The following is a 19,269-nucleotide window of genomic DNA, read 5'->3' on the forward strand; positions in this document are numbered from 1 at the left end:
ACACCGCTACCATTTCAGTCTTCTGAACACACCGGTACCAAAAACTCGCATCTGACAGTAGATTTACTACAGAATTGAATGCTATTTGTTGTCGTAGTCTTGGTCACCGGAGGCACCGTACATGGTGGTCTTCAGAATTGGCCCCAGAGTGAGGATAGAGGTGCCAAACCCTGATACGACAAGGGCCGCAGCTGGGCCGATGGCACTTACAACAGGTGCCCCGATGATGTATCCAATAAGCATTGCGGAGCTGTTAATTGAACCCATCGTAGAAAGGGCTTTGGGTTTCACTTCATCAGGTACGGATCCGACAACGATTATGCGTAGTGCGGCCACCTGAGCAGCATTGCAGACTCCGCCCAGGAGGAAACATGGGATGCAGAGCCACAATGAGGGAAATAGTCCAGGTAAAGCTATGAAACACCCCATAGCGAATCCTGCCCCGGCCAGGACTTTCCCAGCGTTCTGTGAGTGAAGGCGAGCTGAAAGCCGTGCGCCAAAGATGCGGCCCACGATAAATGCTTGGGCAATGATGGCATATAACGTACCGCTGACGTGGAGGGTCTGTGTCGCATAGAAGACAAGCGAAACGTTGAAAATCGAGGTGCAGATAATTGCTCCCCAAATGCTGGTTAACGCGGACCGAGCGCTTCTATTCTTCAGCAAAAGGGAAGGTGCTTCGAGGACCTTCTGGAGAAAACTCGGTGAAGAATCTTTGGTTTCTGAATGAAGCAGTGTTTTCGGGGGCGAGGATTTATAAAGGAAATAAAAAGCAAGTAGCGAGACTCCAACGGCGCAAGCTTCAACGAAGAGCGCTGTCTGCAGGTTTCTTTGGTCCAGTAGTAATCCACCTAGAGGTGGTCCAAGGAATCCACTGCCAAGTCGGGCTGTGTCCAAGAGGGAGAAGGCTTTCGCCTGCTGTCCTTCGCCGACCTGAGAGTCAGCGATGGTGAAAATGGATGGAATTGACAGTCCGCTTAAGCATGCGGTGACGAGATTTCCGACAATGAGGATCAATGGCTCTGGATAGGCTGCCATTGATAACAGGCCCAGAAGATCTAAGAAGAGTGCAGCAAGCGCAATGTGATAGCTGTTGAATTTGTTGAAGAGTGGGGCCAGAAAGGGGACTGCAAAAACTTGAGCGCAAGTACCCGAGATGAAGATGCTTGCCACCAACAGTTCGCCTTTGTTGAGTTCGGCGAAGTGGAGTGAAATCGAGAGGCTGGTCATTGACCCGCACACTGACAATAAAAAATATGTGGCGGTCAAGGTGTAGATAGATGAAAGTCCTTCGTCACCACTGTTTCTAGGGGGATGCATTTAGGCTGCAACTGTTTCGTTGCCCTGGCCGCTGAACGGACCTGAACCTCCTACTGTGACTACTTCGGAAAGCGTTTCGGAGGTAAGCATTATTTCTCCCATATGTGATGACGATTACATACAACAAGGTAATGATGTGAGTCTCTCATTTCAAGGGCGTAGCGGAGGCAGCTCTTGCACTGTGTACAGGAAAAAGTAGTGCTAGCGCTAGTGACCTTCGCTCTCGTGCGAAACACAATACAGAGCATGAAAAAGCTTGTGGTTGGTATGATTGCCGTGGTGGCCGTGATTGTGGTGGCGTTTGTAGGGTTTGTGGGATTCATGCAGTGGGTGGACGCAGACAGCGTGACCGGTGATGACGGCGTGGCTGCCGGATACAGCGCTGAGACAGGTGGCCCGCTGGAAGCGTCGTTCGCGGACGAGGGGCCACACGAGGTCGACGTGCGGCGTGACGGTGATGTGACCGTTGCGGCACCGACGGGCGCGGGACCGCTTCCGGCGGTGGTCATGGCTAATGGCACGAACACGCCGCTGAGCAGCTACCTGCCCGTGGCGGAGCACTTGGCTAGTTGGGGCTTCGTGGTTGTCGGCGATGAGACTCCCCAAACCGGAACCGGGGAGAATGTCGTGCACCTAATCGAGCGCTTGCCGGAACTGGATTCCCGTGTGGACCGGTCACGAGTCGGTATTTTCGGACACTCGCAGGGCGGCGCAGGTGCCATCAACGCTGCGGTACAAGTGGAGGTAGCAGCCGTGTATGTGGCGAGCCCGGCCTCCCACAAGGTGGCGCGGTCCAATGACTGGGACTACAACACAGCCGACGTAGAGGAACCGCTTTTCCTGATGACGAGTGATGGCCGTTCAGACCGCTGGTTTGTTAGCCCGTGGGAAGACCTGCAGGAGAGCTATGAATCAGCTGGTGGTCCGGCAGTCATTGCCCGCCGCCTAGGCGCGGACCACAAGGACGTTTTAGAGTTTGGGGACGGCTACGCCACCGCGTGGTTCCGCTACATTCTTGCTGACGATCCTGATGCGCGAGACGTGTTCGTTGGCACCTCACCAGCGGGCGCCGGTGAGCTAGCTCGCAACGCGCTTTGGGACCGAGTGGCCACCCGCGGCTGGTAACTCGCGGGGCCTTTCGGCATACCACGCGGTGTACCTAACACGCTAGAAGGCATCTGCGCTCACACACCCTACGGAGGAAGTGCGGTTCACAAAAATTGGTAGCCCTGATAAATTTCAAGTGAATTGTCAATTGGGCTGTGCCTTGCCAGCCCGTACAAACAGAATCGAATGAGTCATGCAGACAGAGGCGAAAGGCCACGTCGAGGGCCTCTACATCGATGAGAACTTCGAGCTGCGCGCCGGGGCCGTCACGTTCGGGGAGAGTTTTGAGGGTATAGCGCTTGGCGACGTCCCCGCAGCCGAGGCCGCCTGGCGCGCCGGGGACCCGGATGCGTTGCTGTGGGTGCCCGGTTTCGTGGACCTGCACAACCACGGCGGCAACGGCGGGGGATTCCCCAACGGCGATTATGAGCAGTGCCTGGCCGCCGCCCGCTTCCACCGCGCACACGGCACCACGACGCTGCTGGCCAGCTTGGTCTCCGGCACGCAGGAAGAGCTGTGTGCCCGGGCTGAGCTTTTGGCCCAGCTGGCTGAAGAAGGCGAGATCGCCGGCATCCACATGGAGGGCCCCTTCATCGCGGCGGCCAAATGCGGCGCGCAGGACCCTTCGCGCATCGTGCCGGGCGACCCGGACTTCTTCCGCGCAGTCATCGCCGCGGCTCGCGGCCACCTGCGTTCGATTACCTTCGCGCCGGAAACGGAGAACGTCGACAAGCTGCTCGAAGTCTGCGCGGAGCATGGCATCATCGCCAGCCTGGGCCACACCGAGGCCGATTACGACACCACGCTGAAGGTTATCGCTAAGGCCAAGGAGCTCGGCGTCACCGTGACCGGCACGCACCTCTTCAACGCCATGCCACCTATCCACCACCGCGCGCCGGGCCCGGTAGCGGCCTTGCTCACCGCGGCGAAGGCGGGGGATGTGTCCGTTGAGCTCATCGCAGATGGTGTGCATCTTGTTGACGGCGCCGTGGACATGGTGCACAGCCACCGCGCCTTCGCCATCACTGATGCCATGGCGGCGGCCGGTATGGCCGACGGCGACTATGAATTGGGCTCCCTGCCCGTCACGGTGAGCGGGGGAGTCGCGCGCGTGCCCAGCGGCGCGATTGCGGGCGGCACGTCCACCTTGGCCCAGCAGTTCGCCAGTTTCGCTGCGCGCCATGGTCTGGGTGAGGCGGTGCGCTTTACCTCCACCACGGCAGCCGACGTGTTGGGGGAAACGAATCTAGGCCGCATCGCGGTTGGCGCTCGTGCCAATCTGGTGGGTCTCAATGCCCAGTTGGAACCAGTGCGCGTCATTGTTGGCGGTGCTGATATCCCGCTCGACCGTTAAAAATCTAGACGTTAAATAAAGAAGCAACGAGGAAGGCAGCTCATGGACATACTTATTCGATCTACCCCCGCCGAGGTGGCCGTGGAAGCCGCGAACATTTTCGCGCATTACGCCAACGCCGGGTCCACCCTGGGCCTCGCCACGGGATCGACCCCGGTGGCGATGTACAAGGAACTCATCGCCCGCTATGAGCGCGGCGAGGTGAGCTTTGCCCGCAGCCGCGCATTCCTGCTCGATGAATACATCGGGCTGGAGCGCACCCACGAGCAGTCCTACTATTCCACCATTCGCCGCGAATTCACCAGCCACGTGGATTTCAACGACGACCTGGTGAAAAGCCCCGCTGGTGACGCGGACGACCCGGCAGCCGCCGCGGCCACCTATGACAAGGCCATCCGTGATGCTGGCGGCGTGGATATCCAACTGCTGGGCATCGGCGCCAACGGACACGTCGGCTTTAACGAGCCTTCCAGCTCCCTGACGTCGCGCACCCACGTCACTACTCTGCACCCGCAGACCGTGAACGATAACTCCCGTTTCTTTGACACCGTGGACGAGGTGCCGCGCTTTGCCGTCACTCAAGGACTGGGAACGATTAACGAGGCGCGTCGCCTGCTCTTGCTGGCTACCGGTAGCAACAAGGCCAATGCTGTGCGCGACATGGTGGAAGGCCCACTGTCTGCACACTGCCCGGCCTCAATCCTGCAGTTGCACCAGCACGCCACGGTGATTGTGGATGAATCCGCTGCTTCCCAGTTAGAGGACCGCGAGTACTACATTTTCGCCGACCAACATCGTCCGCACCGCCCACTCTTCTCCTAAAAACTCCATCTATTCCTTACTAATGTGAAAGGACTCCTCGCATGAAAGTCGATGTCATGGGGCCGCTGCAGCGGCTCGGAAAAGCCCTCATGGGCGCCGTGGCGGTGCTGCCCGTCGCGGCGATTCTCTGCGGTGTTGGTTACTGGATATCCAGCGCCGCCGGCCCGGATAACCTCGCCGCGCAGCTGCTCATCAGCTCCGGTGATGCGGTGCTGGCTAACCTGGGCTGGATCTTCGCCATCGCCATTTCCTTCGGCCTGGCCAAGGATTCCAACGGTGCCGCAGCACTATCTGGCTTCCTGGCCTTTGCCACGTTCATGAAACTGCTGGGCCCCGACGCCGTGGCCGGCTACCGCGGCATCGAAGACCCCACCGCGTTGACCGGCGATGAGGCGCTGGAATGGGCCGCGGAAGGCTGGAATGCTGTGGGCGGCGGCAACGTCCTCTTCGGCATCCTCGCCGGCATCATGGCGGCCTGGGTATATAACCGCTTCCACGGCACCAAGCTGCCGGACTTCCTCGCCTTCTTCTCTGGCCGCCGATTGGTGCCGATCCTTACCGCGATTTTCGCCATGGTTGTCTCCGGCATGCTCTATTTTGTGTGGCCGTTCATCTACAACGCGCTGTTCAACTTCGGTACCTCCATCCAGGGGCTGGGCGCGGCGGGTGCCGGCATCTACGGCGTGGCCAACCGCCTGCTCATCCCGACCGGCTTGCACCACGCACTGAACTCCGTCTTCTGGTTCGACGTCATCGGTATCAACGACATCGGTAACTTCCAGGCCGGCCAGGCCACCATCGACGCCGCCGCGGCCGCGACCTCTGCTGCGGACTGCCCGGGCATTTGGGCGAACGGCCAGTGCACGGTCGAGGGCGTCGTGGGCCGCTACCAGGCGGGCTTCTTCCCAGTCATGATGTTCGGCCTGCCGGGCGCGGCACTTGCCATGTACCTGCGCGCGGATAAGAGCAAGCGCAAGGTCGTCGGCTCGCTCATGGCCGCTGGCGCCCTGGCCTCCTTCTTCACCGGCGTGACTGAGCCGTTGGAGTTCTCCTTCATGTTCGTCGCCCCGCTGCTCTACGTGGTGCACGCGCTGCTGATGGGTCTGTCCGTCTTCATTGCCTCCGCCATGGAGTGGACCGCCGGCTTCGGTTTCTCCGCCGGTTTCGTGGATATGCTGCTCTCCTCCCAGAACCCGCTGGCCAACAAGTGGTACATGCTGGTGGTGATGGGCGTGGGCTTCTTCTTCCTCTACTTCGTCATCTTCTACTTCCTCATCGGCTGGCTCAACCTCAAGACCCCGGGCCGCGGCGAGGATGAAGCCGACGACGCGGCGGATTCCGTCAGCGGCGATGACAAGACCGCAGCCGATGCCGCGCGCATCATCGAAGGCCTCGGCGGCAAGGACAACATTGACTCCCTGGACTACTGCACCACGCGCCTGCGCGTGGGCGTCAAGGATCGCGCGCTTGTCGACGACTCCGTAATCAAGCGCGCCGCCGTCTCCGGCGTCATCCACCCCTCGGAGAAGAGCGTCCAGGTCATCGTGGGCCCGGCCGTGCAGTTCATGTATGACGAGGTCAGCCACCAGCTGCGCCACGGTTCTCCGGTCCTGGCCACGGCGGGTGCTGCGACCGCGGCTGGAGCCAGCGCGCCGGCCAGCGCCGCTTCCGCTCAGAGCGTCAGCGGTGACGCAGCGGATGTCGAGGTGTGTGCCCCGTTCGCCGGAGACGTCGTCGAGCTCTCCCAGGTCCCGGATGCCTCCTTTGCGCAGGGCATGGTGGGCGAAGGCTTCGCCGTTATGCCTGAAACCGTCGATGCCTTCGACGTCTGCGCGCCCGTTGACGGCACCATCACCATGGTCTTCAAGACGGGCCATGCCTTCGGTATGCAGACCGCGGATGGGCTGGACCTGCTCATCCACATCGGCATCGACACCGTGGAGCTCAAGGGCGAAGGTTTCACGGCCCTGGCCAAGAAGGGCGATACCGTCACCGCCGGCACGCCGATCATCGCGGTGGAGGCGCAGAAGCTGCGCGAGCGCGGCGTCAACCTCATCACCCCGGTGGTGTGCCCGACGGCCAAGCAAGTCGCTGGTGTCGACATTGCCCGCGAGGGTCATGTCCAACCGGGCGAGGTTGCGGCCACCGTCAAGCGCAGCAACTAACCTGATTCGGCCCATCTCAAGGGATGGGCCGGCGGGGCCAAATCCCAGATATAAAAACTGCCCGAGTTGCCAAAAACAACGTTGCTCCCTGCGGTGAGGAGCGAAGGTTTTGGCAACTCGGGCAGTTGTGGCTCGGAGGGCCCTATTTCAGCCGGGAAATCTGGAGTGAAGAAGCCGGCTAGTCGGTATTGCTCAGCAGGCGCGGCACCACCTTGCCCGTGGCATTGCGCGGCAGCTTGTCTAGGAAGTGGACGTCGCGCGGCACGGAGTGGTCGGCGAGGTTCTCGCGGACCCAGGTGCGGATGGCGTCGGCAGTCACGGTGTTGCCCAAGGCATCGCGCGTGGTCACGGCCCACACGGCGATGCGCTGGAAGGTGGTTTCATCCTCCACGCCGCCGGCATGCACTTCCGCGATGCCCGGCATGGTTTCAAGCACCTCCGTCACCGACTGCGGGTGCACGTTCTCGCCGCCGACGATGATCATGTCATCGGCGCGGCCCACCACGTGCAAGTAGCCATCGGGGTCGATATAGCCCAAGTCGCCGATAGAGATGAGGCCATCAACCTTGTTGAGCGGAATTTTCGGGTTGGTATAGCCAATGAGCGCGGTGGAGTTGGTCAGATAGATTTCGCCGACCTCGCCGCGCGGGACCTCATTGCCTTCCTCATCGAGGATGCGCAGCTTGGTGCCAGAGGCAATCTTGCCGCCGATGGTCGGGTCCTTAGCCACCTCTTCCATGGTGGCCGTCGACGCCAGCGCCAGTTCCGTGGAGCCATAAACATTGCACAGAATCGGCCCGAAGCGCTCGTGGGTTTCTTTGACGATCTCCGGGGTCAGCGCATGCCCGGCGGAGGCAATGAACTTCAGGCTTGAGGTGTCGAAGGTCGAATCCGGGTCCGCCTCAACCATCTGGCGGAAGAAGACGGGGGAGGAAAGCAGGCCATCAAGCTGGTAGCGCTGGATGTCGTCGAGTGCGGCCGCCGGATCGAAGACGCGGCGGGTGACAATGGTATTGCGCAGGCCCAGCGCGATGTTGAGGCAGGCCCAGCCCCATGTGTGGAAGATGGAGGCGGTCATCTGCACCTTTTGATCCCCGCGCCACGGCACCGCATCGACGATGGAGGCAACCACCACCGGCAGCGTCGGCTCCGGGCGCATGATTCCCTTGGGGATGCCAGTGGTGCCGGAGGACATGAGCACGATATGCCCGTGCTTGGGCCAGGTCGGAAGCTTCTGTTCCTCGACGTCCCGCGGGTTCTGAACAATCTTGCGCAGCGATGCCGCCTGCGCCAGCTCAGCGGGAATCTCCTCACCAGACTCGTGGCCAATGACCACGTGCAGGCCATCAATGGGGCTAGCGCTATTGGTGGGACTAGAACCGTCGGCGGGAGCGAGGCGGTCGATGAATTCATCGTCGATAACGAGCACGTTGATGCGGTTTTCCTCGATGCAGCCGGCAAGCTGCTCGGGGGAAGAACCAACGTTGAGCAAAAAGATGTGTGCCCCCGCATAGCCCTTGGCGGCCAACGGGGTGATGATGCCGCGGCCATTGCGTGCCATAACACCGAGGCGAATCTCCTCGAGCCCCAAAGAAAGCAACCAGCGCGCGAAGGTGCGGGAGTGATCACGCAGCTGGCGGTAGGTGAGTGCCCCGTCATCGTCGATAAGCGCTAGGCGTTCTGGGCAGGTCAGGTAGGCCTGCTCCACCTCGCGGGCGGTGGTGAAGCGGTAGCGGGCGAGAATCGGCGCGGTGGAGACCACTGCCCGTGGGCCGCCAGCGGGGCTGATAAGGCCGGCGCGAAAGAGGGCGGGGACAAAACGCGCGAGAGCGGCGGCATGGAAGGTGAGATCAGAAAGCTTCATAGGGTTCTCATCGTAGGGAAGGGGTAGAAGGTTACGGGGAGGCGCCTAACGCGCCTGTTTTAAAAACGACAAATTGTTACAGTTGTTGCTATTGTTGCACGAGATTAACTGCTAGCTTAGTTTAATATGGTTTCGGTTAAGAACATACCCTTTTCTCGAAAGGACATCAGTCACGTGAAGTTTACCCAGCGCATCACTGCCCTCTGCGCCTCCCTCCTCGTGGCAGTAAGCTTGTCCCAGGCTCCGCAGGCTGCCGCCGGCGAGCGAAACCTCGTTGCCTTTGGCGACTCCGTATTGGCGGATCCGCAGCTAGATGTTTACCTCTCCTCGCGCCTCGGCTCCTCCAACCGCAACCCGAGCCTCGACTGCCCCTCCGGCAATAACTACGCCAAGCGCGTCGCTTCCAAGCTGGGTATGCCGGTGGCGGATTTCTCCTGCTCCGGTGCGGTCTCGATGTCTCAGGGTCCGCAGATGAACGCGCAGGTCGATGATGCCATCCGTCGTGGCGCGCTCAGCCCGGACACCCAGCGCGTGCTCTATGCGGGCGGCTTTAACGATACGTATAACAATGCCCAGCTTTCCGACGCCGACATGCGTGCCCGCTTTGTTGGCGCAAATGCGCCGATTATCAACAAGATTCGTGCAGCAGCCCCCAATGCCCGCATTCAGATCGTGGGTTATCCGACCATCGGCTCGGGCGACCGCTACTGCCTCCTCCACTTTGGTCCGAAGCCGGCCGATGCCACGGCTCTGCCGATGGTGCAGCGCTATGAAAACGTCACGCAGTGGATGCAGGTGGACCTAGCGCACGCGACGGGTACCGAGTTCGTGGACATGAAGCCGATGACCTGGGATCGTGGAATGTGCGCCGATGCCAATAAGCGACTGTGGGCGGGTCTGGTGGACTTCTCTGCCGGTCCCGGAAACCTGCCGCTGCACATTAATGCGCGCGGTCACGAGTTTGTGGCCAATCACCTCGCTAGCTTCTAGAAGCGTGTTCTTCTGGCTTTTAGGCCCGGGCTACGTTGCCCGGGCCTTTCGCGTACCCTCGCGGACATGACTGTTAATGAAAACCTTAATGAAAATAAATCTCAGCAAGGCTCGGAGGTTGTCCGTGGCGTGATTGCGCGCGCCAAGGGCGAGCCCGTCGAGACCGTCAACATCGTCGTGCCCGCTCCGGGCGAGCACGATGTCGTGGTCAAGATTCAGGCCTGCGGCGTCTGCCACACCGACCTGGCTTACCGCGATGGCGATATTGAGGATGCCTTCCCCTTCCTGCTCGGGCATGAGGCGGCGGGCGTCGTCGAGCGCGTGGGCGATGCCGTCACCCACGTCGAGGTCGGTGACTTCGTGGTCCTGAACTGGCGCGCGGTGTGCGGCGAGTGCCGCGCTTGTAAGAAGGGTGAGCCGAAGTACTGCTTCAACACCCACAACGCCTCCGCGAAGATGACGCTTGCCGAGGGCGACGCCGACGCTGGCACCGAGCTCACCCCGGCGCTCGGCATCGGCTCCTTCGCGGAGAAGACCCTGGTCCACGAAGGCCAGTGCACCAAGGTCAACCCGGAGGCGGATCCGGCCGCCGCGGGCCTGCTGGGCTGTGGCGTGATGGCCGGCTTGGGCGCTGCGGTGAATACCGCGGACGTCAAGCGCGGCGAGTCCGTCGCGGTCTTTGGCTGCGGTGGTGTCGGTATGGCGGCTATCGCCGGCGCGGTGCTGGCGGGTGCCTCGAAGGTCATCGCTGTGGACCTGGACCCAGACAAGCTAGAGCTGGCTAAGAAGTTCGGTGCAACCCACACCATTGCGTCGAAGGACAAGTCTGAGGACGAAGTCATCGAGGCAGTCCGTGAGCTCACCGATAGCTTCGGCACCGACGTGGCCATCGATGCCGTCGGTATCCCGGTCACCACCCGTCAGGCCTTCTACTCCCGCGACCTGGCCGGCCGCATGGTTATGGTGGGCGTGCCGAACCTCACCAGCCGCTTCGACGTCCCGGCTATCGATTTCTTCGGCCGCGGCGGATCGCTGAAGTCCTCCTGGTACGGCGATTGCCTGCCGGAGCGTGACTTCCCCATGTACGTCGACCTCTCCCTGCAGGGCCGCTTCCCGCTGCAGGACTTCGTCACCGAGCGCATTGGCCTGGACGACGTGGAGGAGGCCTTCGCTACCATGAAGGCTGGCAAGGTACTTCGATCCGTAGTGGAGCTGTAAATGATTATCGAACAGTTTGTAACCTCAGGAAAGTTCCGCCTGGATGGCGGTGAGTGGGACGTGGACAATAACGTCTACATCCTGGCCGCAGGTGGCGCGTCAAGCGACGCCGAGTGCTACATCATCGATCCTTCCCACGACGCCGAGCGCGTCATCGACGAGGTAGGACAGCGCACCGTCAAGGGCGTTATCCTCACCCACGCGCACAACGACCACTGCGAGCTCGCCCCCCAGGTGGCTGAGCACTTCGGTGTGTCCGTGTACCTGCACCCGGATGACCGTCCCCTGTGGGAGGAAACGCACGAGGATGCCACCTTCGTGCCGCTGGAGGATAACCAGCTCTTCACCGTGGGCGATAGTGACTTCGTGGTCTTCCACACGCCGGGTCACTCGCCGGGGTGCGTAGTGCTCTACCTCGCGGACGAAGCCACGCTGCTGTCGGGAGATACCCTCTTCAATGGCGGGCCGGGTGCCACCGGCCGCAAGTACTCCGACTTCGACGTCATCATCGAGTCCCTGCGCAACCGCGTGCTGAACCTCCCGCCGGAGACCCGCGTCCTGCCGGGCCACGGCGACGAGACCACCATTGGCGCTGAGGCCGCGCGTATCGACGAGTACATCGCGCGTGGTTACTAGGCCGGGGTGCGGGCAGCCTTGATGCCTGCTACCACCGTGGCAGCAAGCGAGACCCCGAACCAGACCCACGCATCCGCCACGCCCGCGCTGAAGGCGCGGGCTTTTTCCTGCACTGCGAACTGCGCATCCGTGCTTAAGACCGCGGGCAGGGTTGCGCTGCCATAGCTCACAATGAACAGCACGCCGATGAGCACGAAAAATGCGCCCGACACAATGGAGAGAGTATTCGTGCGCACGGGGCCGAGTACCACCTCGCGCCCGCGCAGCCAGGACCACGAACCTACATCGAAGCGTTCCCACAGTGCGGCGAGCACAAAGAGCGGTGCGGCCATGCCCGCGGCATAAGCCACCATAATGAGCCCGCCGTAGAGCGCGCTGCCGGACGCTGCGGCCGTGGTGAGAACAGCACCCAAGAGTGGGCCCGCGCAAAAGCCCGCGAAGCCATAGACCGCGCCGAGCAGAAATACCCTTCCCCGCGCCTTACCGGACAGGGAATCCATGCCGGGGATGCGGAAACCGCCGCCCAAGGCGGTAAAGATTCCCAGCGCAATGATGATCCAGCCCGCCACTGTGATGACCTGGCCGCGGTATTGCGCAAGCAGGGCAGCCAGCCCCATGCCGATGGGCACGAGCGTGCTGCACAGGCCTAAGAAAAACACCACAGTCTTCAGCAACAGCTGGCGCTGCGATTCAAAAGCATAGGCAAAGAAGGCTGGCACCAACAGCGCTGAGCAGGGGCTGATCAAGGTCAGTACACCGGCGATGACGGCGCCAAAAATTCCGATGCTCACAGGCTCACCCCCACGGCATAACCTCCCAAGAATGCGGTCACAATAACCAGTGCGATGAAGATCCACACGATCAGCGGTGGTTTAGGCATTGGCCGCCTTTCCCAGCTGTTCCTGGATGACCTGTTCAAATACCTCGAGGGGCTGCGCACCACTGACGAACTGATCCCCCACCACGAATGCCGGGGTGCCCGTAATACCGATCTGGGAAGCATAGGTGGTGGCCGTCTCGATGACCTCTGTGTAGGTATCATCCGTGGCCTGCTGGCGGAACTTCTCCAAGTCCGCAACGCCGGCCTTCTTGGCGAACTTCATGAAGTCCTCGATGCCGAATTCCGGGTGCCCGCTGATGTCCTTGCTGGCGGTGTAGAGCTCGTGCTTGAACTCTTGGAATTTACCCTGTGCCGCGGCCGCGCGCCCGGCCTTAGCAGCCTCAACGGCGGCGGGGCCGTTAACGGGGAAGTCATTCCACTCGATACGCACCAGGCCCTTCTCCACGTACTTCTTAAGGATATCCGGCTCGGTGACATTGGCGTGGCGGGAGCAGAACGGGCACTCGAAATCGGAGAACTCCGAAATCACCACAGGCGCATCCACCGCGCCCACGGCGAAAGGATCGTTCTCCTTCTTGCGGTGCACCACCGTGATATCCCCGCTCTTGGTATCGCCGCCGGGGCCGAAGATCATCGGGTCACCCTTGCCGTCGGAGAACTTCGTGCCGGGTGTGGCCTTGTCGGCGTCCTTCGCTAGGTCTTCGGTGGGTGCCGTGCTCGTCGCGGTTTCCTTGGCCGCCTGGGTCCCTTCGTCACCGGAAGAATTGCGCTCTGCCAGAAGGAAGCCGATGATGATGGCCAGAATTACAATGATCACCAACAATCCCCACGCCACGGGGCTGATGGTGGATAGCGCTGATTTCTTCGAATCACTGGTGGGGCGAGAGGATGAATGAGGCATGCGATTACCTTAACGCGTCTAGGCCCGTTTGGGTGATGGCGGCTCCTGACACAGGGCGAGGGACGCTTAGGCGCGTACGGATCGATCAATTAAGGACCCAGATCTTGGCAGGTTTCGGCCCCTATTTGATCGATATGTACCTCGAGCTCAACTCTCTTGGGCAGCGGCCAGGAGATAGCGGCCATAGCCGGACTTCAGGAGGGGCTCGGCCAGCTCGGTGAGTGCGGCGGCATCGATGAAGCCCTCCTCGAAGGCGGCAACCTCCGGTGAGCCGATGACGGTGCCGGTGCGTTTTTGCATCACCTCCACGTAGGCCGAGGCCTCACTCATGGAGTCCACCGTGCCGGTGTCCAGCCAGACATCACCGCGCTGCAAGCGTTTGACGCGCAGCTGCCCGCGGCGCAGGTATTCCTCGTTGACGGTGGTGATTTCTAACTCCCCGCGTGCGCTGGGCGTAATGGACTTGGCAATCTCCACCACGGAATTGTCATAGAAATACAAGCCCACCACGGCGTGGTTGGATTTGGGCGCAGCGGGCTTTTCCTCAATGGACAATGCTTGGCCCGAGGAGTCAAAGTCGACAACGCCATAGCGCTGCGGATCGGAGACCTCGTAGGCAAAGATGATGCCGCCGCCCGGGTGGCTGCACTCATTCAGCGCCGTGGAGAAGCCGTGGCCGTCAAAGATGTTGTCACCCAAAACGAGGGCCACGTCATCTTCAGCGATGAAGTCTTCCGCGATGAGGAAGGCCTGGGCCAAACCTTCGGGCCTGGGTTGGACCGCGTAGTGCAGCATGAGGCCTAGTTGGGAGCCGTCGCCAAGCAGGCGTTGGAAGGCGGCCTGGTCTTCTGGGGTGGTGATGATGAGGATCTCGCGTATGCCGGCCTGGATCAGGGTGGTCAGAGGGTAGTAGACCATCGGCTTGTCATAGATGGGCATGAGCTGCTTCGAGATGCCCTTGGTGATGGGGTAGAGGCGGGTCCCTGAACCGCCAGCGAGGATGATGCCCTTCATGGGCTTCAAGCTTAACGGAGGGGTCCCGCGCCGGGGTGCGGCGGCGCGGGCTGGCGAACATAACACTTAACTTCCCACTCAACATAACACCTGGGAAGCTAAGTGTTATGTTAAGTGTTATGCCGGGTAAAGGCCCAGGTAAAGCGCTAAAGCGGCCCGCCAATTCATCGGCTTAAAGCCGGTGGCTTCAATCTTGGACAGGTCGAAGGTGGACTCCTTCGGGCGGGGAGCTTCAGGCCCGGCGATCTCGCGGTACTGCTCGGTGCTGACCGGCGTGACACCAGCGGGGTCTTGGCCCACGCCGGTGAAGACGGCCATGGCGATTTCATCGCGACCCACCGCATCACCGGAGTTGGAGATGTTGTACACGCCGTACTCGGCTTTGGTCTTGAGCAGGTGGATGATGCCCTTGGCCAGGTCCTCGGCGAAGGTGGGGCGCCCGCGCTGATCATGGATGACGGAGGGCTTGACCCCCTTAGCCGCCAGCGAGCGCATCGTGGCCATGAAGTTGGCTCCATCGCCGAAGACCCAGGAGGTACGGATGACATAGTGGCGCGGCGCGGTTTGCGCGGCGGTATCGCCCGCGGCTTTCGATGCCCCATAGGCCGACAGCGGGGAAGGCATTTCATCCTCGGAGTGGACCTCGTTAGAGCCATCGAAGATGTAATCACTGGAGACGTGCACCAAGGTCAGGTTATTCTCCGCCGCAATGCGCGCGAGCTTCGCCGGGGCGGAAGCGTTGACCGTCCAGGCCGCGGCGCGATCGTCCTCCGCACCGTTGACATCGTTATAAGCCGCGCAGTTGATGATGGCGGAATACTGCTTCCACGGGCGGGCAGGCGGGTTGGTGATATCGAAATCCTCGTGCCCACAGAACTCCACCGCGCCCAGACCAGCGGTGGGCAGGAATTTCTTTAAAGCGCGGCCCAGCTGCCCGTTGGCGCCGGTGACCAGGATGCGGCGCGGGGGCATGGGGGAGACGTCGGCAAGCGCGGGGTGTGCCTTGTCTTTGTCGGAGATCTCCGTCGGCTCCAGCGGCCAGTCCACCATGTTGAGGTTGACGCAGGTGTAGTCCGCATCCGGGGACCAGTGGTCATTGACCAGGTAGGAGTAGGCGCAGGCCTCCAGCGCCTGGAAACCGTTGGCCACGCCGCGCGGCACGAAGACCGCCACGTCTTCGCGCAGCTCGTGGGTCACCAGCTGCCCGAAGGTGGCAGAGCCCTCGCGCAGATCGCACCACGCACCGAAGGCCCGGCCGGAAGCCACGGAGACGAGCTTGTCCCAGGGCTCCGCGTGCAGCCCGCGCGTAACCCCCTTCTCCGCATTGAAGGAGACATTATTCTGCACCGGTTGGAAGTCCGGCAAACCTGCCGCCACCATCTTCTCACGCTGCCAGTTCTCCTTGAACCAGCCGCGGTTATCCCCGTGGACGTCGAGCTCCACAATGAGCAGGCCCTCAATGGCCGTTGACTGCACCTTCATGGAAATTTACTGTCCTTGCTTCGCGTAGTTGGCTTCGACTTCTTCCTTGCCTGGGCGCCACCAGTCCTCGTGGGCGCGGTACCACTCAATGGTGGCAGCCAAGCCCTCGCGCAGATCCGTGTAGCGCGGGCTCCAGCCCAGCTCGCGGCGCAGTTTGCTGGCATCCATGGCGTAGCGCTGATCATGGCCCGGGCGGTCCGCCACGTGGATGTAGTTCGCGCGGCCGTCGTCAGTAGCACCCAACAGCTCACAGATCATCTCGATGACCTGGCGGTTATTCGTATCCTCCTGGTCGGCACCGATGTTATAGGTCTCACCGATGCGCCCGCGGTCCAGGATGGCAAGCACCGCCTCGTTGTGATCATCCACGTGAATCCAATCCCGCACCTGCTCGCCCGTGCCATAAAGCTTGGCGGGCTGGCCCAGAAGCAGGTTGGTGATTTGCCGCGGAATGAACTTCTCAATGTGCTGGTAAGGTCCGTAATTATTGGAGCAATTCGAAATGGTTGCCCGCAGCCCAAAACTGCGCACCCACGCGCGCACCAGGTGATCCGAACCGGCCTTCGTGGCCGAATAGGGCGAAGAGGGGTTATAGGGAGTCTCCTCCGTGAAGTAGGTATCGGCGCCAATCTCCAAGTCACCAAAAACCTCATCGGTGGAAACGTGATGGAAGCGCACATCGTGGCGGCGGCAGGCCTCCAACAGCACGAAGGTTCCCATGACGTTGGTGTGGAGGAAGGGCGAAGGATCCCGCAGCGAATTATCATTGTGGGATTCCGCGGCGAAGTGCACCACGGCATCCGTCTGGGCCACGAGCTTGTCGACGACCCCCTCATCCGCCACGTCCCCCACCACCAGGGTGGCGTCCACGCCGTCAAGGTTGGCGCGGTTGCCCGCGTAGGTGAGCTTGTCCAAGACGGTGATGTCTACGTCGGGCCGTTGCTGGGCTACGAGCCTCACGAAGTTTGCACCAATAAAGCCGGCACCGCCGGTAACAAGCATCCTGCGCATGGTGAACAAGTCTAGACCGGGAACTTGGGCAGCGCGGTGTGGTTGAGCCACTCGTCCAACAAAGCATCGACCGCAGCAGGATCTGCCGCTTCCTTCTTCACACGGCTGATGAGATCCTCCGGGGTGACCACGGAGTGCTGGGATGCGGTGAGGTAATCCCGGACCGTGCGGAAGAAGACCTCATCGCCCACGAGGCGGCGAAGTGCGTGAACAGTCAGCGCGCCGCGCTTGTAGACGCGGTCATCGAACATGTCGCGCGTGCCCGGATCACCGAGCACGATGTCCTGCTTCTTGCGTGCGAGCACTTGATAGTGCGAACGCGCCGATTCATGCACCGGACGGCCATGCGCGTGCTCGAACCACAGCCACTCGCAGTAGCAGGCAAAACCTTCGTTGAGCCAGATATCCTTCCACTCACTAAGGCCCACGGAGTTGCCGAACCACTGGTGGGACAGCTCGTGGGCGATGAGTCGCTCAAAGAGGTGGTCGCCCTTGACGTGGTTGGATCCGAAAATGGACAGGCCTTGGGCCTCCAGCGGGATCTCCAGCTCATCATCGGTGATGACCACTTGGTAGTCGGGGAAAGGGTAGTGGCCGAAGAGCGAGGAATAGAAGTCCAGCATTTCCTGCTGTTGGGCGAACTCTTCGAGGACTACCTGCTTCAGGCGAGCCGGCGCCCAAGCGCGGACGTCTCGGCCCAGGTCAATCTCTGAGTATTCGCCGATCTGCACCGTGGCGAGGTACGTGGCCATAGGGTGCTTGACGCGGTAGTGCCAGCGCGTCATGGAACCGCCTGCGCTGCGGCGGGAGACCAGCTTGCCGTTGGAAATCACCACGAAAGGATCGTCAGCGGTGATGCGAATATCGTAGGTGGCCTTTTCCGACGGGGTGTCATCGCAGGGGAACCAGCTGGGTGCACCGTTGGGTTGGCTGGCCACCAGGGAGCCGGAATCTGTTTCCTCCCAGCCGATTTCACCCCACGGAGTGCGCAGTGGCCGCGGCGAGCCGCCATAGCGAATGTGCAGCTCAAACTCTTGGTTCTCCACGATGGTGTCGGCAAAGGTCAGCCGCAGTTTGCCGGCGGACAGGCGAAACTTGGCCACGCGGGGTGCGTGTTTCGCCGTGATGCGGCGAGCCACCATGGCGCCGCCGAGGTCAAGCGTGAGTTTGTCAAAGTCCTCCAGCGCGCGAATGTGGAGGATGGCTTCGCCCTGCAGCATGTTGGGTTCCACGCGGTAGGTCAGGTCCAAGTCATAGTGGGTGACCTCGAAGCCGAGGTTGAAATCCACCCTCGTGTAGCTATCCCGAGTAAGTGCAGCGCGGTCGCGAGCGGCGGAGATATGCGAAAGGGCGGTAGAAAGCAGCTTCATAATGCCGCTATCCTACCGCCCTGTCTGGGTTATCCGAAGCCAGGGGAGCGAGCACGCCGCGCCAGACCGTGGGGCGACACGCTCCGCTCACTTTTTAGGAGTTGAAAGCTTCCTCAAAGGTGGGCCAGGACTTCACCAGGTCCTCGCGCCAGCCCGGCCAGGAGTGCGTGCCCACGTTGCGGAAGTTGTAGGTGGCTGGAATGTTCTGCTTATCCAGCTTGGCCTTGAGCATATGGGTGCAGTGGTTGACCGCGGCCTCGATGATGCCGCCCTCAACCTGCAGCTGTGCCGAACCCGCGTAGGCGGCCAGCGGGCTGTAGCCCTTGTTCATGTAGTAGGACGGGGTATCCTGCTCACCCGCGAAGCCCGATGCGGAGGAAATGTACAGCTTGGTGCCGCGCAGTTTCTCGGAGTTCATCAGGGCATCGTTGTAGCGGTTGTAGTCACCGCCCATCGGGCCCCACATCTGTTCCGGTTCTCCGCCGCCGCGGTTCACGGTGAGGCGCAGGAACTGGTACTCCGTGGGGTAGGCGGTTGCGGCGCAGCCGGCGAAGGAGCCAACCGCGTCATAGAAGCCCTGGTTGTGCTGCGCCAGCAGCAGGGAAGACGTTGCGGACATGGACATGCCGGCAATGGCGCGCTTGTTGCTTGCGTTCAGGCGAGACTCCAGCGGGCCAGGCAGCTCCTTGGTCAGGAAGGTCTCCCACTTCTGTGGGCCCTTGAGGTACTTGCCGTTGGGCTCCTCCAGCCAGTCGGTGTAGTAGGAGAAAGCACCTGCCTGCGGAACGACAACGTTGACGTCCTTGTCCGCGTAGAAGTCCACGGCATCGGACATGTACAGCCAATCGGAGTCCTGCTCCGCGGAACCGGCGCCGTTGAGCAGGTACAAGGTCGGGCGGTCCGGGTTCTTAGCAGGGATAACAGCCAGCGGAATCGCGCGGCCGTTCATGGCCGGTGACGTAGCCTCCAGCTTGAGAACGCGGGCGTCATCTTTGAAGTGCTCGTACCACTTCTGGCTCTGCACCTCCGGGGTGACGTTCAAGTCCGAGATGGTGGACAGCGGCGTGTCACCCGCAACCTGCTGCGGGGTGATGGTGGCCGCACCCGCAACGGGGCTGATAAGCGCGGCAGCGCAGAGCGCGCCGGCGGCGAGGAGAGAGCTAAGACGCTTCAT

16 protein-coding genes are annotated in these 19,269 nt (G+C 61.5%); 7 read left to right on the forward strand and 9 right to left on the reverse strand.

Annotation, left to right across the window (positions count from 1 at the left end; translation table 11 throughout):
* Positions 1 to 81: 81 nt before the first annotated feature.
* Positions 82 to 1,320, reverse strand: a complete 1,239-nt coding sequence (locus HMPREF2635_RS10990; protein ID WP_046647863.1) for an MFS transporter — start codon at positions 1,318 to 1,320, stop codon at positions 82 to 84.
* Between the two features lie 246 nt (positions 1,321 to 1,566).
* Between HMPREF2635_RS10990 and HMPREF2635_RS10995 the strand changes: the two genes are divergently transcribed.
* From HMPREF2635_RS10995 to nagE, 4 genes are all read left to right on the forward strand, one after another.
* Positions 1,567 to 2,445: an alpha/beta hydrolase gene (locus HMPREF2635_RS10995; protein WP_070821759.1), complete on the forward strand. Its 879-nt coding sequence runs from the start codon at positions 1,567 to 1,569 to the stop codon at positions 2,443 to 2,445.
* A gap of 175 nt (positions 2,446 to 2,620) precedes the next feature.
* Entirely contained in the window at positions 2,621 to 3,781 is a 1,161-nt protein-coding gene (locus tag HMPREF2635_RS11000) for an N-acetylglucosamine-6-phosphate deacetylase (RefSeq protein ID WP_070821760.1), read from the forward strand.
* A 42-nt stretch (positions 3,782 to 3,823) separates the two neighbouring features.
* Positions 3,824 to 4,603: a glucosamine-6-phosphate deaminase gene (nagB, locus tag HMPREF2635_RS11005; protein WP_070546701.1), complete on the forward strand. Its 780-nt coding sequence runs from the start codon at positions 3,824 to 3,826 to the stop codon at positions 4,601 to 4,603.
* Between the two features lie 41 nt (positions 4,604 to 4,644).
* Entirely contained in the window at positions 4,645 to 6,768 is a 2,124-nt protein-coding gene (gene nagE / locus HMPREF2635_RS11010; RefSeq protein WP_070821761.1) for an N-acetylglucosamine-specific PTS transporter subunit IIBC, read from the forward strand.
* Between the two features lie 178 nt (positions 6,769 to 6,946).
* Here the strand turns inward: nagE and HMPREF2635_RS11015 are convergent, their stop codons facing one another.
* Positions 6,947 to 8,632, reverse strand: coding sequence for an acyl-CoA synthetase (locus HMPREF2635_RS11015; RefSeq protein WP_070821762.1), 1,686 nt, complete (start codon positions 8,630 to 8,632; stop codon positions 6,947 to 6,949).
* A 174-nt stretch (positions 8,633 to 8,806) separates the two neighbouring features.
* Between HMPREF2635_RS11015 and HMPREF2635_RS11020 the strand changes: the two genes are divergently transcribed.
* The 3 genes from HMPREF2635_RS11020 (at position 8,807) to HMPREF2635_RS11030 (ending at position 11,476) form a co-directional block, all read left to right on the forward strand.
* Positions 8,807 to 9,622 carry a GDSL-type esterase/lipase family protein gene (locus tag HMPREF2635_RS11020; protein ID WP_070821763.1) on the forward strand — a complete coding sequence of 272 codons (816 nt, stop codon included), beginning with the start codon at positions 8,807 to 8,809 and terminating at the stop codon, positions 9,620 to 9,622.
* Between the two features lie 66 nt (positions 9,623 to 9,688).
* Positions 9,689 to 10,840 carry an S-(hydroxymethyl)mycothiol dehydrogenase gene (locus HMPREF2635_RS11025; RefSeq protein WP_070821764.1) on the forward strand — a complete coding sequence of 384 codons (1,152 nt, stop codon included), beginning with the start codon at positions 9,689 to 9,691 and terminating at the stop codon, positions 10,838 to 10,840.
* Positions 10,841 to 11,476, forward strand: a complete 636-nt coding sequence (locus HMPREF2635_RS11030) for an MBL fold metallo-hydrolase (protein WP_070821765.1) — start codon at positions 10,841 to 10,843, stop codon at positions 11,474 to 11,476.
* Here the strand turns inward: HMPREF2635_RS11030 and HMPREF2635_RS11035 are convergent.
* From HMPREF2635_RS11035 to HMPREF2635_RS11065, 7 genes are all read right to left on the reverse strand, one after another.
* The gene (locus HMPREF2635_RS11035; protein ID WP_070821766.1) at positions 11,473 to 12,267 is read right to left on the reverse strand and encodes a cytochrome c biogenesis CcdA family protein; all 795 of its coding nucleotides are present in this window, start codon (positions 12,265 to 12,267) and stop codon (positions 11,473 to 11,475) included. The genes HMPREF2635_RS11030 and HMPREF2635_RS11035 overlap by 4 nt on opposite strands.
* Before the next feature lie 81 nt (positions 12,268 to 12,348).
* Positions 12,349 to 13,218 carry a DsbA family protein gene (locus tag HMPREF2635_RS11040; protein ID WP_246824883.1) on the reverse strand — a complete coding sequence of 290 codons (870 nt, stop codon included), beginning with the start codon at positions 13,216 to 13,218 and terminating at the stop codon, positions 12,349 to 12,351.
* Positions 13,219 to 13,365: 147 nt separating this feature from the next.
* Positions 13,366 to 14,232, reverse strand: coding sequence for a glucose-1-phosphate thymidylyltransferase RfbA (gene rfbA / locus HMPREF2635_RS11045; RefSeq protein ID WP_070511283.1), 867 nt, complete (start codon positions 14,230 to 14,232; stop codon positions 13,366 to 13,368).
* Positions 14,233 to 14,349: 117 nt separating this feature from the next.
* The gene (locus tag HMPREF2635_RS11050) at positions 14,350 to 15,714 is read right to left on the reverse strand and encodes a sugar nucleotide-binding protein (protein WP_070511285.1); all 1,365 of its coding nucleotides are present in this window, start codon (positions 15,712 to 15,714) and stop codon (positions 14,350 to 14,352) included.
* A gap of 6 nt (positions 15,715 to 15,720) precedes the next feature.
* Positions 15,721 to 16,716, reverse strand: a complete 996-nt coding sequence (rfbB, locus tag HMPREF2635_RS11055; protein WP_210384403.1) for a dTDP-glucose 4,6-dehydratase — start codon at positions 16,714 to 16,716, stop codon at positions 15,721 to 15,723.
* A gap of 20 nt (positions 16,717 to 16,736) precedes the next feature.
* A complete protein-coding gene (locus tag HMPREF2635_RS11060) occupies positions 16,737 to 18,095 on the reverse strand; it encodes a M1 family metallopeptidase (protein ID WP_049157605.1) in 1,359 nt (452 codons plus the stop codon).
* Between the two features lie 94 nt (positions 18,096 to 18,189).
* Entirely contained in the window at positions 18,190 to 19,269 is a 1,080-nt protein-coding gene (locus HMPREF2635_RS11065; protein WP_070511289.1) for an alpha/beta hydrolase, read from the reverse strand.

Source organism: Corynebacterium sp. HMSC035E02, assembly GCF_001836065.1.
Taxonomy (GTDB): Bacteria; Actinomycetota; Actinomycetes; order Mycobacteriales; family Mycobacteriaceae; genus Corynebacterium; species Corynebacterium hiratae.

Coding starts and splice junctions, on each gene's coding strand:
- HMPREF2635_RS10990 (WP_046647863.1), bottom strand. CDS start 1,320: ATGCATCCCCCTAGAAACAGTGGTGACGAAGGACTTTCATCTATCTAC.
- HMPREF2635_RS10995 (WP_070821759.1), top strand. CDS start 1,567: ATGAAAAAGCTTGTGGTTGGTATGATTGCCGTGGTGGCCGTGATTGTG.
- HMPREF2635_RS11000 (WP_070821760.1), top strand. CDS start 2,621: ATGCAGACAGAGGCGAAAGGCCACGTCGAGGGCCTCTACATCGATGAG.
- nagB (WP_070546701.1), top strand. CDS start 3,824: ATGGACATACTTATTCGATCTACCCCCGCCGAGGTGGCCGTGGAAGCC.
- nagE (WP_070821761.1), top strand. CDS start 4,645: ATGAAAGTCGATGTCATGGGGCCGCTGCAGCGGCTCGGAAAAGCCCTC.
- HMPREF2635_RS11015 (WP_070821762.1), bottom strand. CDS start 8,632: ATGAAGCTTTCTGATCTCACCTTCCATGCCGCCGCTCTCGCGCGTTTT.
- HMPREF2635_RS11025 (WP_070821764.1), top strand. CDS start 9,689: ATGACTGTTAATGAAAACCTTAATGAAAATAAATCTCAGCAAGGCTCG.
- HMPREF2635_RS11030 (WP_070821765.1), top strand. CDS start 10,841: ATGATTATCGAACAGTTTGTAACCTCAGGAAAGTTCCGCCTGGATGGC.
- HMPREF2635_RS11040 (WP_246824883.1), bottom strand. CDS start 13,218: ATGCCTCATTCATCCTCTCGCCCCACCAGTGATTCGAAGAAATCAGCG.
- rfbA (WP_070511283.1), bottom strand. CDS start 14,232: ATGAAGGGCATCATCCTCGCTGGCGGTTCAGGGACCCGCCTCTACCCC.
- HMPREF2635_RS11050 (WP_070511285.1), bottom strand. CDS start 15,714: ATGAAGGTGCAGTCAACGGCCATTGAGGGCCTGCTCATTGTGGAGCTC.
- rfbB (WP_210384403.1), bottom strand. CDS start 16,716: ATGCTTGTTACCGGCGGTGCCGGCTTTATTGGTGCAAACTTCGTGAGG.
- HMPREF2635_RS11060 (WP_049157605.1), bottom strand. CDS start 18,095: ATGAAGCTGCTTTCTACCGCCCTTTCGCATATCTCCGCCGCTCGCGAC.
- HMPREF2635_RS11065 (WP_070511289.1), bottom strand. CDS start 19,269: ATGAAGCGTCTTAGCTCTCTCCTCGCCGCCGGCGCGCTCTGCGCTGCC.